This is a genomic window from Adhaeretor mobilis (assembly GCF_007741515.1).
GTDB lineage: Bacteria > Planctomycetota > Planctomycetia > Pirellulales > Lacipirellulaceae > Adhaeretor > Adhaeretor mobilis.
In genome coordinates, this window is record NZ_CP036263.1 from 2,599,931 (window position 1) to 2,612,846 (window position 12,916).

The following is a 12,916-nucleotide window of genomic DNA, read 5'->3' on the forward strand; positions in this document are numbered from 1 at the left end:
TCAATTCATAAATCCTCACGCAGCGAGCCGTTCGCAGTGCCTGAGCACTCCACCAAGTCGAGTCTTGCAGACGACCTGCTCGTCAAAGCCGAGCGGCTCATGGACATCGGATCAAGAACCCGTGAGCGGACGATTGTCTTTGCGCTGATGCGGTCAACTTTCGTTATCAAAATCGGAGAATTAGAAACGATGTGGTCGATGTGCCTCAGCCCAAAGGTAATAGATTGGTTCCAGCATTCGTAGCGCAGCGAGCTAATCCACCTTGCGACGTAGGCGTTTTGGTTAGCCTTTCGAATTCGCGCAGGCGCCATCCCTCTCACTTATTGGAAACCCATTAGTGTGTAGAGATGCTCCGGCGCGAGGTAAGAAGTTAGCGGCTTGCTTGTCATGGCGAGACCCTCGCTGATGCGGGTGTTTTCAAAACCTGTACCGTACAGGTTTTGAATTCATGAAAACTTGCGAGTACCTCTATAACCCAAGAAACAACGCACTTATCTGCAATGGTTTGGAATTACTGCAAATGACGCTAGCTTGGTATTATTCCCCGTGTTCTCGAGGGTTTTACGCTGGCATGGGTAGCGCCTCATAACCTCAAGGTCGTCGGGCCGCGACAATTGTGTTGGCCATCGTAGTGCGAAACAGTGGCCTGCTGCGAGGGCTGTTTACCGACGACCACCTGCACGACCTTGGGAAACTGCTTCTCGGCTTTAGCTGCTTTTGGATATACATCTGGTTCAGCCAATACATGCTGATCTGGTACACGAACATGCCTGAAGAAACGTCCTATTACCTCTTGAGAACTAGCGGGCCCTGGGGACCGATCATGGTCGTCAATATCCTACTCAACTGGGTTGTGCCGTTCTTTATGTGTCCGTTCCGCTAAACACATCTTCTTGCTGAGCGGGTGAAGCGTCAAGCTGCTGGTTTTCTCACCGCGGAGAGCAGCGATGGCGAACAAGCAACGAGACCCCGTGAAAGAGGCGGCCTGGCGAAAGGCTCTGCATCAGTTTGCTGCGAGCGGGCTGAGTGTCCGTGAGTTCTGTAGACGCGAGCAACTCGCAGAATCGGCCTTCTACGCTTGGCGGCGAACGATCAGTGACCGCGACAAGAATGTCGACACTCAGCCTGCCTTCGTGCCAGCCGTGATCAACGGCGCTGCTGACCGGGATGAACCGCTTGTTCTAATGCTGGGGAGTGGCCTGGAACTGCAACTACCGCAATCGCTTCCTACCGAGCGGGTGGCTCAACTCGTGCAGGCGTTGCAATCGCGAGGCGGGTCATGATTGCCACCGACCTTCAGAACGTGCAGGTTTGGATCGCCACCACGCCGGTTGACATGCGCAAGTCGTTTGATGGTCTGGCAGAAGTCGTTCGTAGCTTTCCCGGTCACGATCCACTGTCGGGCAGCCTGTTCGTGTTTCGTAATAAGGGCGGGCACTTGGTGAAAGTCTTGTGGTGGGACCACGATGGTCTCGCGATCTACTACAAGCGGCTTGAGCGGGGTGAATTTCAATTCCCACGTACCGGCAAGCCGGTGATCGAGATCAGCCCGGAGCAGTTGTTGCGGTTACTCTCGGGTCTCAACGTGAAGGCCCCGAAAGTCGCGTAAATTTTCGCCACCTGGGATGGCGCGATCTGCTCGCAACTATTACAACAGGAAGCATGACGCAAACCGATGAATTGCCGAACGATGTTGAAGTGCTGAAGCGAATCATCGTCGAGCTTCAAGAGCAGTCGGCGGCGGAGATTGAACGCTTCAAGGCGGAGCAGCAAGCGGCAATCGACGAAGCCGTGAAAGCTGCGGTCGCCGCGATCCTGCGTCGCTACTACGGCCCTCGCAGCGAGAAGTTCGACCCGCGGCAGCTCTTCCTGTTCGGTCAGCAAGTGGTCGACTCGCCACTCGATGCTGCGAGTATCAAGGAAGAATCAGGCGAGCCGCTCACGACGCGGCGACCGCGTCACAAGCACGGGCGTCAGCAGTTGCCCGACCATCTCGAACGCATCGAGGTCGAGCACGACCTTGATGATAAGGCGTGCCCCGCGTGCGGCAACGAACGCTGCCGGATTGGGGCCGAGGTCTCGGAGCAGCTCGAATACTTCCCGGCTAGCTTCAAGGTCCTGCGGCACGTGCGTCACAAGTACGCCTGTGCCAAGTGCGACCACGACGGCTACAACCCGAATATCGAAACGGCGAAGAAGCCGCAGCAGCCAATCGACAAGGGCCTGCCCGGACCGAGCCTGCTGGCACACGTGATCACCAGCAAGCTGGGCGATCATCTGCCCCTCTATCGACTGAAACGCATCTTCGAGCGGCAGAAGGTCCACGTTGCCCGCAGTACGATGTGTGCCTGGATGCGATGTGCCGGGGAGCTTGTGACTCCACTCGTCGAGTTGATGATCGAGCGAGTTCGCCAGTCGAAAGTTATTCACACCGACGACACGGTCGTGCCGATCCAGTCACCCGGAGCGAAACAGTGTCGCAAGGGCCGCATCTGGTGCTATTGGGGCGACGAGGCCAACCCGTACATCGTCTACGACTACACGCCTAGTCGCTCACGCGATGGCCCGGCGAAGTGGCTGGCAGGATACTCAGGCTACTTGCAAGCGGACGCCTACGGTGGTTACGACCGCATCTATCATTCGCAGAACGTGACGGAAGTTGCGTGCTGGGCGCATGCACGCAGGAAGTTTTACGATGCGCAGGACTCCGACGAAGAGCGGGCTGTGCAGATGCTCGCGCTCATCGCCGAGTTGTACGCCGTCGAGCGTGAAGTGAAGGACGCTGACGACGCGACACGTTTAGCTCTGCGCCAAGAGTGTAGTGTGCCGGTGCTCGACCGCACCAAGACTTGGCTCGACAACGAGCAAGAGCTCGTGCTACCACGTAGTCCGATGGCCAAAGCGATCACCTACGCGCAGAACCAGTGGCAAGCACTCACCACGTACACCACGCAAGGTTACCTCAACATCGACAACAACGCCAGCGAGCGGACGCTCAAGCGCGTCGCCATTGGGCGCAAGAATTGGCTCTTCGCGGGTAACGACGCGGCCGCTGAGAACCACGCCAGGCTCTGGTCGCTGATCGTTAGCTGCGAACAGCACAAAGTCGATCCACAGCGCTACCTCACCGGTGTCTTGGCCAAGATCGGTACAATGCACAACGGCGACTTGAAACAGTTCCTGCCGGACGAGTGGAAACGTGAGGACGCAGCGGAGCCGATGACACATCACGAAGAGGCGAACTCCTGAGCACGTTTTCGCAGTTCCGCTTCGGGAATGTAAAACTCTTCTCCCTCTTGCATCGTGAAGATGTCAGTAAGAGCTTCTCTGACGGCAGGCGAGCATTCGGCGTTGTGCGTGTTGAAAAACACGCGGTCCGCCCATCGAGCAATCCGTAATGGATCGTAACCCTGGTCGAGTTCCGCCAGCAACTCAGTGCCAAATTGTTGATCAGTGTATGTCATTGCCCCAGTTCGCTCCCCGTCGGTGGATAATGTGGGCCGATGATCTGCTGGCCATTGATCATCTTGGGATGCACACGAGTCACGTTGCCCGTGTGATCGTAGCTCTCCGCCCAAGAACGAACGCGTCCAGTAGCCGGGTCCCACTCAGTCACATACGCATTGCCACGAGTTGGACCTTGCGTCCTCGGCGCGCGCTCTGCGTTATAGTAGCGTACTCGCCCGTCGGGGAGTTGGCGAATACGAACGGCTTCTCGTTGCGCTTTCTGTAAAGCTCCCAGCTTCGAATTGAGGGCTGCTCCGGCGTTGACGCTGCTAACAGGAGTGCCATTCGCGGAACGGACACGTCAATTTTGAGCGACAGATTGTCCAGAGCGACCGTACTGTCGTACTCCATGCGGAGGTTTGACTTGAGTCATGGATAAGTGCTCAGCTTTTAGTCAGGCAAATGTTCATTCTTAATCCCCCTATCAGGAGAGCGCTGCTAGCGCATTCGAAATGCCTGTGGGCGTCGCATCAGTCACTCAATTGAGGCGCGTCAAGATCCTTCAGGTAAAGCAGGCCTTCTGGTACCCAAGTCTGCGGTTTTGACCATAGCTTGGGATTGTAGTAAGCAGTTCCTGTTGTGCGTTCTAACTTTGCCAACTTCTTGGGATCGCCGAGCTCCTGGAGCATCGGATCCTTGGGATTAAACCGATTCATCAGATATATGCCATCTACGCCCGCTTGCCAGGCGTTGTAGGCTTCGCCCCGCCAGACTCTGATGTCTGCCTTGCTTTCAGGGTTTCTATTTGCTTCAATCCGACGTATCGCGAAACACGCATAGACCGGCACGTCGTATTTCTTGCCGGTAGCTACCAGGTTCTCCCACGGCTCCAGCTTGAAATAGCCAGCGCCGGTGACGATATCAACCAGCCCCTCCTCTAACCATTTCGGCACGTCGAGCCCCATGGCCTTGCAATAGTCCATCGAATCAGGAATTCTGATCGCGATCAGTAGCGGCCGCCCGCGTTCCATCCCGACTTGAGTGGCCATCGAATTGATCCGACGTAGCAGCCCCGTCATCATGTCTAACTTTTCCTGTGGCGTCGGCTGACCTTTCAGAGGCTCGGTAAAGAAGGCCGGATGTCGGAAGAAGTCGAGCTCAATTCCATCGACGTCGTAGTTGCAGCAGACCTCTTCGATGACTTGGAAGACTCGATCGCGGACTTCTGGCTGGTCATATCGCATCATGGACCAACTCTTTGCTCCGCGTTCGAAGTCCTTAGGAAGGCCCCCTTCCTCTGTGCCCATCAGCAGTTGAGGATTCTCGCGCTTCCAATCCGTTACGAGGTACTCCCAGCGGGAACTAGAGTCGTGCCGATCATTCATCCGCATCGACCAAAAGACCTCGCGGTCGTTTTGCTTGCACCAATCGACGACAATCTCCAGAGAGTCGGTGTCCATCTCATTGAATGCTGCCACCCATCCCTTGCCAGGCACGTCGGCGTGATCACCGACTCCCATTTGTTCTGCAATACGGCTCCGATGGGTGTAATGCATAGGTACGCCCGTGCAGTAAAAGATGCTATCGACTTGCGCGTCCGTCAGCGCGGAAGTCCGCGAAGCCAGAAAATCCTCGGGGGTGTACGGAGGCTTCGCCTTGTCATTGCCATCGTTATTCACGATAATTCTGCGGCGGCGGAATCGCGCAACGCGTCTTGCCGCACGGTATTCCTCCCTACTCATTGATTCTCGTTCGACTACTGGCTCTGCCGCTTGCTGCGCGATTGCCGTCGAACTTCCGAGGATTGCCGCGCCAACTACCAACGCTATCGCCCAACATCTTTGTATGATTCTCATCATCCCTCACCTTTCGCCAGTATTGTAGAGCAGGGCTGCAACATTCGACAATTGGTTGCAAACGCCAACACTTACGCCTAAAGAGATAGGCAACATTGTGAAAACAGAGTATAAATCATCGCTTGCCGAATCCGTCGCCAAGAATTGCATGGCTAGCAGTGCAAGAAGCAGAATTCGTTTCGTAACGACCGAAATGGCTTGCGAACTATCCATGGAAATACCGTGCTACGTGATTGCGTCAAAAGAGTTCTCGTCGGGAATCGCTTCTGCTACTACTACATTCGGTCGGTTATCTCAGCTTGGCTTTTGGCAAGCTGGCCGAGATGCGAAGGAGGAATCGCAGGATGGGGGCCGGAATGCTTCTCCCCATTGCAGCTCTTGACGGAGGTCACCTCGAAAAGCCATTGACTCATGCCAGTGCTATCCAACTCTTGATGGAGTTGTTTCTCTTGATCAGAAGTAAGCGAAGTCAGAGGCAGTCGACAGCCTCCACAATTGATGCCGAAGCGAGTGAGGATACTCTTGATCGATGCGTGAAACGGGTACTTCAAGAGGAGATTGATCATCTGGATCGATTTCAATTGCAACTCTCGCGCTCTGTCTAAATTCCCTTCTTGAAAGGCGCTAATCAGTTTACGGTTCAGCGGAGCGGCAATGTTGTAAGTACTGCCAATTGCACTCTGAGCGCCAACCGCCAGAGCGCTCAGCAGCATTTCGTCGGTTCCCCACACGATATTGAATCTACCGTCCATTAACTCTTGGCAGGCTTGGAATTCATGAACCATCGGAGCCGTGTATTTCATGCCGGCAAGGTTGGGGATGCGTTCATCCGCTAATTCAAGAAACCGCCGCATATCGAGCACCGCCCCGGTTAGCAGCGGCATGTGATAATAATAGAAGGGAAGTTCAGGAGCTGCAGCGGCCACTTGAGCCATGCAGTCGACTAACATCTCGACGGAATTTATCTTGTAGTACGAAGGCGCCGTTGCTGAGATAACGTCAGCTCCGACTTGCTGGCAATGTGCTGCTAATTCAGCGGCTTCGGAAAGTGAGTTATGCCCCACATGGATCACCGACTTAAGCCGCCCCTTAGCACTTGCGACAAATGCTTCTGTCAGTGCTCGCCGTTCGTCGGAAGTCAGCGACATTCCCTCGCCAGTGCTGCCGCACACATAGATTCCACTCACGCCGCTTTGCTTCAAGTAATCCGTCATCTTGGGGATTTCCGCCAAGTTCAAGGATCCGTTGGCGTGCATCGGCGTGTAAGTCGCCGCTAGGAGTCCGCGCAACTTATAGTCCATGGTATCAGCCTTTCTTCGTTACTTTAGTGCGTTGGTCAGCTGCCAGCCTTGGTTGCCAACCTTGTATGAAAAACGCCTTCTCCGCTCCGCCGAACTGGGTTGAATTGGCGGATCTATTATCTCGCCAAAATGGGGAACTCAAGGCTCCTGCACCTGTTCTCTCCACGGTTATGCCAATCAAAACTTTGCTGAAAACCCTTTGCTGAAAGCGACTTGCGGCCCCGCCTTACACGCCGCTTGTCGAGAAAATTCTCAAAACGCAGTAATATTACATCGACAAGTATAACCAGATCGATTAGGCTTGCAAGCAGCATGCGAAAGATTGCTTCCGCAGCCAGGAATTCAAGTCGGTAGGAATTGCAAGCCTGATCGACCCTTGTCAATTAACTAATTGGGACTTTCTTATGGCAGGCTCAAGGACCAGAACGCCGCAAGTAATCGATTTGGCAGAGCAGCTCATCTCGGATATTGAATCGCGGGAACTGAAGCCTGGCGATCGATATCTCACGACGGCGGCCGCGTCGAAGATGCTGGGCGTCGGCAATGGCGTCGCCAATCGTGCTTTGCAATTGCTTGAACGTAGACAAATCATCACGCGGCAGCAGCGTCGCGGCGCCTTCGTTGCCAACTTGCCCGGAGACGGCCCGATGCCTCCGCTGCGTCGCGTTCATTTTTTAGTCCACCAAAACTATCTTGTGACCGAAGGCGTCGGAAGCGATCTCGTGATGCTTGGCATGCAGGAAGAGCTGCCCGGTGTCCATGTGCAAATCAGCTTTCTTCCGAAAGAAAACGCCGAGGGCTATGTGGCCGATCTGATCGATCAGTCACTCACCGCCAAGGCACGTGACGGCTTTATCTTGGTCCGAGCTCCCTATGAGGTGCATCAGCTGGTCAGCAATAGCGGCGTGCCATGTGTCGTCTACGGCGGAGTTTACCCAGGCGTTACCCGGCTGACTCGCATTGACCGTGATATGTCGGCAGTTGGTTCGCTGGCGATGGATTACTTGCTGGATAGAGGGCACAAGCAAATGGCCTTTCTCTCCCGCCAGCAATCGCTTCCAGGGGATCACAACACCATGGACGCCATTCGCCAGAGGCTCGGTGCCCGCCAGTTCTTGGCAGATAACCTGACTGAGCGGTTCTTGCCCACAGCGAGTAATGTTTGTGAAGCCGAAGTAACGCGTTTGTTGAAGTCGAAGAATCCACCAACAGGTTTTATTTGTCGGTCACAACGTTTGGCGGACGCCGCTATGAGCGTTTTTGAAAAGCAGAAATTGGAGCCCTTCAAGGACGTCGATCTGGTGCTTTGCGACTATCACCTCCTTGCCGGGCATCGTCCGCAGTACATCTATCCTCGACCGGCTTATTCGCTAGAAAAACAGGGCAAGCATATCGCAAAAATGCTCGCAGGACATGCGCGTGGAGAAGTGGTTCGGGATGAGATTATTCCGGTGGAGTTAGACGTATCGGCGGAAGAATAGGAACACGTGCTAGTGGGCCAAGGGCTCTTGAAGTACGAATGTCACAAAAATAGAAAGGGGCAATATGCCAGAAGCATTCACACGAAGTCGACTCATTACACCCCTGTTGATCGTGGCGGCGTTCGCTACGTGCCCGTTGCGATGTAGCCATGCGGCCATTACTAAGACAACCGTCTATACATCGGGTACCGAGGGGTATTTCCGCTATCGGATTCCAACGATCGTCAAAGCGGCAAACGGAGATCTTTTAGCTTTTGCCGAAGCTCGTGCTGGCGGCGACGCTAGTGATATCGACATTGTCGTGAAGCGGTCTGTCAACTCTGGAGCTACCTGGGGTGCCCTGCAAGTGGTGATGGATAACTCCGACTTTACATCCTATCTCCCTCCCGGAGCCCAAAATATTACGGTTGGTAATCAATCTCCAGTCGTCGACCTACTCGACCCGGTCAATCCCGGCAGGATTTGGATGCCGTTTACGTTGGAGAACGACCAGGTTTTCACTACCTATAGCGATGATAATGGGGCTACCTGGGCAACTGCAACCAGCATCACCTCGTCAGTGAAAGACTCGGGCTGGGGTTGGTACGCAACAGGGCCTGTCCATGGTATTCAATTGGAGCGTGGACCAGATGCAGGACGGTTAATTGTCCCTGGCGACCATCGGGGAGACGGTGTGGACACCCGTGGAACCCAAGTGCTCTATAGCGACGATCATGGAGCGACCTGGCAGTTGGGTGCCGTAGCAACCTATGACAACGCAACCAGCATTGTAGCGCCCAACGAAAATGTTGCAGTCGAGTTGGTAGATGGTCGGGTTTACTTCAATGCCCGTGATGGCCACGTCCCCAGCCTCGGTAATCGGAGTTACAACTACAGCGAAGACGGCGGCCTGACCTACATCGGTAAGCATCTCAAGGAGGACAGGATATCTACGCCGGGCGTCCAAAACTCGGCCATGCGTTTTCGTGCTACTGACCAAGGTGATAGCGAGAATATCATCCTGTATTCCTCTCCCGGCGACTTCGATAATCGAGTCGATTTGACGATTCATACAAGCCATAGTGAGACGCTCACCTGGACACAGGAAACCTTAGTCCACTCGGGCCCCTCGGCGTATTCTGACTTAGTCAAGATCAACCAAAATGAATTCGGCGTGTTATTTGAAGCCGGTGCATCGCTGTACGACGAAATCTTGTTCGCCTACATGGACTACACGGATCTGGCAACGCCCGACTGGTCAACGATTCAAGGGGATGTCAACCAAGACGGTGTACTGGACACGGCCGACCTGCCGTATTTCGTCAGTGTGTGGACCCCCGTCACTGATGTCGTTTACGATGGCAACTATGAGAGCTACACAAACGGCGACCTCAATTTCGATGGCAAAAACGACCTGGCTGATGTGTTCTTGATGCGAGAGGCCTTCATCGATGCGGGGCTCTCCCTCGTGGGCTTGAACGCTCTATTTCAGGTTCCCGAGCCCTCGTCGGCTGTGTTGGTAACTATCGCAGGACTCGCCCCGGTGTTTCAGCGTTACCGGCGGCGAAGGCCAGGGATGAACGGGCGTGAGCGATGAGTGCTGCTTGCTCGTCAGGTTGAACTGCCATCCTGCCGTTTCCAGGGCCGTGGGTAGGCGGCGCGTCGACACAGCTCTCGTAAGGCGAGCACGCGACTCCTAGGGAGTTGTTAATCCCGTCTCTTGCAGAAATCGATTCAGTCCAACGCCATGACGCATCTAGTTCTGAAACTATCTGTAGAAACACAAGTTGCTAATCAAATCGGTCTTGCCGAACAAACTAGCGACATTCTCCGTAGAGATAGAGAACGGATTTCACTTTTCTCACTCTGACGGAGCATATGTAAGGTAGCTTCTTCTCTCAAGCCGTGTTACAAGCTTAGCAATTGGCGAGCCTACAACAGATCTCTGGTTTCTCGCGGTGATATCACGGTGTGGTTCGACGAAGACGTAATCGACCAGTGGGAGCATGATAACGTCGAAGTGCGTGCCGGTCATCCGTTTGTTAACAGTGATTTGGCGATTGAAACGCTGCTAATGTTACGCGAATTGTTTCGCCTTCCCTATCGCCAGACCGAAGGTTTCGGCCGAGCGTTAGTGAAACTGATGGATGTGGACGTAGCCATCCCTCATCATACGAGTCTGCAAAAACGAGCCGCTAAGCTGGGCATCACGATCGAAGTTGCTCGGCCTGAAAGTTCGATTGATCTGGTAGTCGACAGCACTGGCCTGAAGGTTTACGGCGAGGGCGAGTGGAAAGTCAAAAAGCACGGTGCCGATGGGCGGCGTACTTGGCGAAAGCTCCTTCTAGCAGTCGATCCAGACACGCATATGATCGCCGCTCAATCGCTGACTGAAAACCGTGTCCACGATGGCGATCAAGTCGGACCGTTGTTGGAGCAAATCGAATCGGACGTCGGCACTTTTTATGGCGATGGCGCTTGCGACCAGTGGAAAGTACATGATTCGCTGGCAGAGCAAGAAATCGAAGCGGTTATTCCACCACGCAAGAATGCTAAAATCAAGCAGCATGGCAACTCCAATGAAAAGCCTTTACCCCGCGACGAAGCGATTCGCGACATTCGCCTGTTGGGGAGAAAAGAGTGGAAGCAGGACGTCGGTTATCATCGCCGCAGCCTGGCAGAAACCGCCATGTTCCGCATGAAAAACACGTTTGGTGGGAAACTCAATAAACGATCGCTACCAAACCAAATCACCGAAACGGCGTTTAGGTGCAAAATACTCAACCTCTTCGTTACCCTGGGAATGCCCGCATTTTTATGGAATTAGTGCGTCCTTCGAATAGCTCTAGCGCGCTCTAGGCAAGTTAGTTAATCTAGGTTTACCAGTAGCAGGAGGTAAACCGATGTTAGCTTATTCAAAGGAATTTCGCCGTGAAGTCTTGGCCGCTTGTGATGCGGGTGGTGGTACCCGTGAAGTGGCATTACGCTTCGATGTATCCGAATCTTGGGTACGTCGGATCAACTAGGAGCGGCGTGAACAAGGGAAGTTAGCCCCAGCGACTACCCGCAGGCGTCAGAAGAGTTGGGAGCCTTATGCGGATTGGATTCTCGCCAAGTTAGATACACAGCCGGATATCTATTTGCGTGAATTGGTAGCCGCTGCTGAGGACGAACTAGACTGGGAAGTCTCTGATATAACGCTTAGCCGCGCATGTCGGGCATTGAAGCGTACGCGAAAAAAAGACGCTCCTCGCCGCAGAGCAGAAGCGGGAAGACGTCGTAGAAGCCCGCCGTCAATGGGTGGCCGAGCAACTAACTATTGTCCCAGATAAAGTGGTTTTCCTTGATGAGACCTGGGCCAAGACGAATATGACGTGTACTTATGGCCGCAGTCTGCGGGGAACGCGTTTAGTGCAGTATGTACCAAATGGTCGTTGGCAAACGAACACGTTCTTGGGAGCAATGCGTTCTATCGGTTTTGTCGCACCTTTATGTGTCGAAGGGGCAATCAACGGCCGTGTCTTCTTGGCCTGGGTAGAACAACATCTGGTTCCCACGTTGAAGCAAGGGGACGTGGTAGTGATGGACAATCTCTCCAGTCACAAGGTGAAGGGAGTCGTCGAGGCGATCGCAGCCGTGGGAGCAGAAGTGCGGTACTTGCCACCCTACTCGCCAGATCTCAATCCCATCGAATTGGCGTTTAGTAAGTTCAAAAAACTCTTACGCGATGGGGCCCGGCGAACCGTCGAGAAACTAACCGAACTCTGTGGAAGAGTTCTCGATTTGTTCACCGAACACGAATGCCGAAGTTACCTCCGACATTGTGGGTACCGCTACAATTAAACGTCGACGAGACTAGTTGCTCAGCAAAGCCAATCAAATCGACAAATTACAGATATTCCCCAAAAAACCATTTGCAGAAGTTACGATCGGATATACAATAAATCTTACAGTTCGCCAAGAAATTTATGTTGTTCGGGCGGGAATTTAACTTTTCTTAGGAGGAATGCTCATGTATCGGTCGAGTCTTTTTGGCAAGTCAGTAATTGTTCTGGCAGTTCTTGGGACGGTTTTCACTGTCGCTTCAGCGTCCGCAGCGGCGGTAGACATCAGTAGTGCTTTTAATGTCGATTTCATCGCAACCAGTACCACCGAAGATGGCCAGGGGGCAGGTAGTTCAAACTCGCTTTTCGCCAGCCAGAGCCTTGTGGACAGCCAAACTACCGGCGCCCCCGACAACAGGGGTTTTCCCGATAGTCTTTCACTTTCGGACGGAACCCACACATTCGCCCTAGGGCCTTACAGTGATGGTCTTGGTGGCAATGCCAACAACATGATTGCCAGGGGGCTGCCGAGTAGTTCTTACGGCGGCGCAGGGACAACTGCCACCGTCGATATCGCAAATGCTGCTTACGATGATCTGACTCCCTTGTTTTTTTGGTCTTCGTGGGGGAGTAGTGGGCAGGACGCGTCGTTCACCGTGAATTATACGACGGGGGCTGACGACGTATTTGTCTGGGACACCGCCGACTTTGGCAGTGGCGGAAATGGCACCGCAGTCTTAGGTAAAATCAACAGATACACAGGATCGACGATGACTGTTGAAGCAAGCAGTAAGCGGAATATCTTCAAGCAAACGTTTGATGTCGATGAAGGTCGCCTCGTGGACACCATCACTTTCGGCCCTGGTGTTGCCGCAGATAGCGGCGGCAACAACGGCTATTACGGCGTCTTCGCCGTAGATGGGACGGTGATTCCAGAGCCAGCCTCTCTTGTTCTCTTGGCGCTTGGCGGTTTGTCGTTGCTTGGTCGTCGGAGTTCGTAGCGAACATATGAGAGGTAAGTTGTATAG

The 12,916-nt window shown here is 53.9% G+C and carries 13 protein-coding genes and 1 pseudogene; 10 read left to right on the forward strand and 4 right to left on the reverse strand.

Annotated elements, in window-relative coordinates:
* Window positions 1-619: 619 nt before the first annotated feature.
* The 4 genes from HG15A2_RS10220 (at window position 620) to tnpC (ending at window position 3,249) form a co-directional block, all read left to right on the forward strand.
* Window positions 620-883, forward strand: coding sequence for a hypothetical protein (locus HG15A2_RS10220; protein WP_218932468.1), 264 nt, complete (start codon window positions 620-622; stop codon window positions 881-883).
* Window positions 884-947: 64 nt separating this feature from the next.
* The gene (gene tnpA / locus HG15A2_RS10225; protein ID WP_145060132.1) at window positions 948-1,283 is read left to right on the forward strand and encodes an IS66 family insertion sequence element accessory protein TnpA; all 336 of its coding nucleotides are present in this window, start codon (window positions 948-950) and stop codon (window positions 1,281-1,283) included.
* Entirely contained in the window at window positions 1,280-1,609 is a 330-nt protein-coding gene (gene tnpB / locus HG15A2_RS10230) for an IS66 family insertion sequence element accessory protein TnpB (protein ID WP_145060133.1), read from the forward strand. The genes tnpA and tnpB overlap by 4 nt, the downstream gene beginning before the upstream one ends.
* A 53-nt stretch (window positions 1,610-1,662) precedes the next feature.
* The gene (tnpC, locus tag HG15A2_RS10235; RefSeq protein WP_145060134.1) at window positions 1,663-3,249 is read left to right on the forward strand and encodes an IS66 family transposase; all 1,587 of its coding nucleotides are present in this window, start codon (window positions 1,663-1,665) and stop codon (window positions 3,247-3,249) included.
* Here the strand turns inward: tnpC and HG15A2_RS10240 are convergent.
* From HG15A2_RS10240 to HG15A2_RS10250, 4 genes are all read right to left on the reverse strand, one after another.
* On the reverse strand, window positions 3,228-3,464 hold the full coding sequence (locus tag HG15A2_RS10240) for a hypothetical protein (protein ID WP_145060049.1): 237 nt from the start codon (window positions 3,462-3,464) through the stop codon (window positions 3,228-3,230). The two genes, tnpC and HG15A2_RS10240, sit on opposite strands and share 22 nt — an antisense overlap.
* A complete protein-coding gene (locus tag HG15A2_RS23920) occupies window positions 3,461-3,616 on the reverse strand; it encodes a hypothetical protein (RefSeq protein ID WP_218932457.1) in 156 nt (51 codons plus the stop codon). The genes HG15A2_RS10240 and HG15A2_RS23920 overlap by 4 nt, the downstream gene beginning before the upstream one ends.
* A 361-nt stretch (window positions 3,617-3,977) precedes the next feature.
* On the reverse strand, window positions 3,978-5,306 hold the full coding sequence (locus HG15A2_RS10245; protein ID WP_218932469.1) for a glycoside hydrolase family 10 protein: 1,329 nt from the start codon (window positions 5,304-5,306) through the stop codon (window positions 3,978-3,980).
* 272 nt (window positions 5,307-5,578) lie between these two features.
* On the reverse strand, window positions 5,579-6,604 hold the full coding sequence (locus HG15A2_RS10250; protein WP_145060137.1) for a dihydrodipicolinate synthase family protein: 1,026 nt from the start codon (window positions 6,602-6,604) through the stop codon (window positions 5,579-5,581).
* Window positions 6,605-7,008: 404 nt separating this feature from the next.
* On the opposite strand from HG15A2_RS10250, the gene HG15A2_RS10255 reads away from it, so the two are divergent.
* The 6 genes and pseudogenes from HG15A2_RS10255 to HG15A2_RS10275 all read left to right on the forward strand — a co-directional run bounded on the left by HG15A2_RS10255 (window position 7,009) and on the right by HG15A2_RS10275 (window position 12,889).
* Window positions 7,009-8,085 (forward strand): GntR family transcriptional regulator, encoded by a 1,077-nt coding sequence (locus HG15A2_RS10255; RefSeq protein WP_145060138.1) that lies wholly within the window; start codon window positions 7,009-7,011, stop codon window positions 8,083-8,085.
* 64 nt (window positions 8,086-8,149) lie between these two features.
* Window positions 8,150-9,661, forward strand: coding sequence for an exo-alpha-sialidase (locus tag HG15A2_RS10260; protein WP_145060139.1), 1,512 nt, complete (start codon window positions 8,150-8,152; stop codon window positions 9,659-9,661).
* 279 nt (window positions 9,662-9,940) lie between these two features.
* Window positions 9,941-10,891, forward strand: coding sequence for an IS5 family transposase (locus HG15A2_RS10265; RefSeq protein ID WP_145060141.1), 951 nt, complete (start codon window positions 9,941-9,943; stop codon window positions 10,889-10,891).
* Between the two features lie 76 nt (window positions 10,892-10,967).
* Window positions 10,968-11,090 carry a hypothetical protein gene (locus HG15A2_RS24800; protein WP_261342161.1) on the forward strand — a complete coding sequence of 41 codons (123 nt, stop codon included), beginning with the start codon at window positions 10,968-10,970 and terminating at the stop codon, window positions 11,088-11,090.
* A gap of 244 nt (window positions 11,091-11,334) precedes the next feature.
* A pseudogene (locus HG15A2_RS10270) lies at window positions 11,335-11,907 on the forward strand (IS630 family transposase); the annotation flags it as partial.
* A 169-nt stretch (window positions 11,908-12,076) separates the two neighbouring features.
* Complete coding sequence (locus HG15A2_RS10275) at window positions 12,077-12,889, forward strand: PEP-CTERM sorting domain-containing protein (RefSeq protein ID WP_218932470.1); 813 nt, start codon at window positions 12,077-12,079, stop codon at window positions 12,887-12,889.
* The last annotated feature ends 27 nt before the right edge of the window (window positions 12,890-12,916 follow it).

Bases quoted from the DNA above. Each gene is read 5' to 3' on its own strand.
- HG15A2_RS10250 (WP_145060137.1), bottom strand. From the start codon at position 6,604: ATGGACTATAAGTTGCGCGGACTCCTAGCGGCGACTTACACGCCGATG.
- HG15A2_RS10275 (WP_218932470.1), top strand. From the start codon at position 12,077: ATGTATCGGTCGAGTCTTTTTGGCAAGTCAGTAATTGTTCTGGCAGTT.
- HG15A2_RS10245 (WP_218932469.1), bottom strand. From the start codon at position 5,306: ATGATGAGAATCATACAAAGATGTTGGGCGATAGCGTTGGTAGTTGGC.
- HG15A2_RS10260 (WP_145060139.1), top strand. From the start codon at position 8,150: ATGCCAGAAGCATTCACACGAAGTCGACTCATTACACCCCTGTTGATC.
- HG15A2_RS24800 (WP_261342161.1), top strand. From the start codon at position 10,968: ATGTTAGCTTATTCAAAGGAATTTCGCCGTGAAGTCTTGGCCGCTTGT.
- HG15A2_RS10255 (WP_145060138.1), top strand. From the start codon at position 7,009: ATGGCAGGCTCAAGGACCAGAACGCCGCAAGTAATCGATTTGGCAGAG.
- HG15A2_RS10240 (WP_145060049.1), bottom strand. From the start codon at position 3,464: ATGACATACACTGATCAACAATTTGGCACTGAGTTGCTGGCGGAACTC.
- tnpB (WP_145060133.1), top strand. From the start codon at position 1,280: ATGATTGCCACCGACCTTCAGAACGTGCAGGTTTGGATCGCCACCACG.
- tnpC (WP_145060134.1), top strand. From the start codon at position 1,663: ATGACGCAAACCGATGAATTGCCGAACGATGTTGAAGTGCTGAAGCGA.
- tnpA (WP_145060132.1), top strand. From the start codon at position 948: ATGGCGAACAAGCAACGAGACCCCGTGAAAGAGGCGGCCTGGCGAAAG.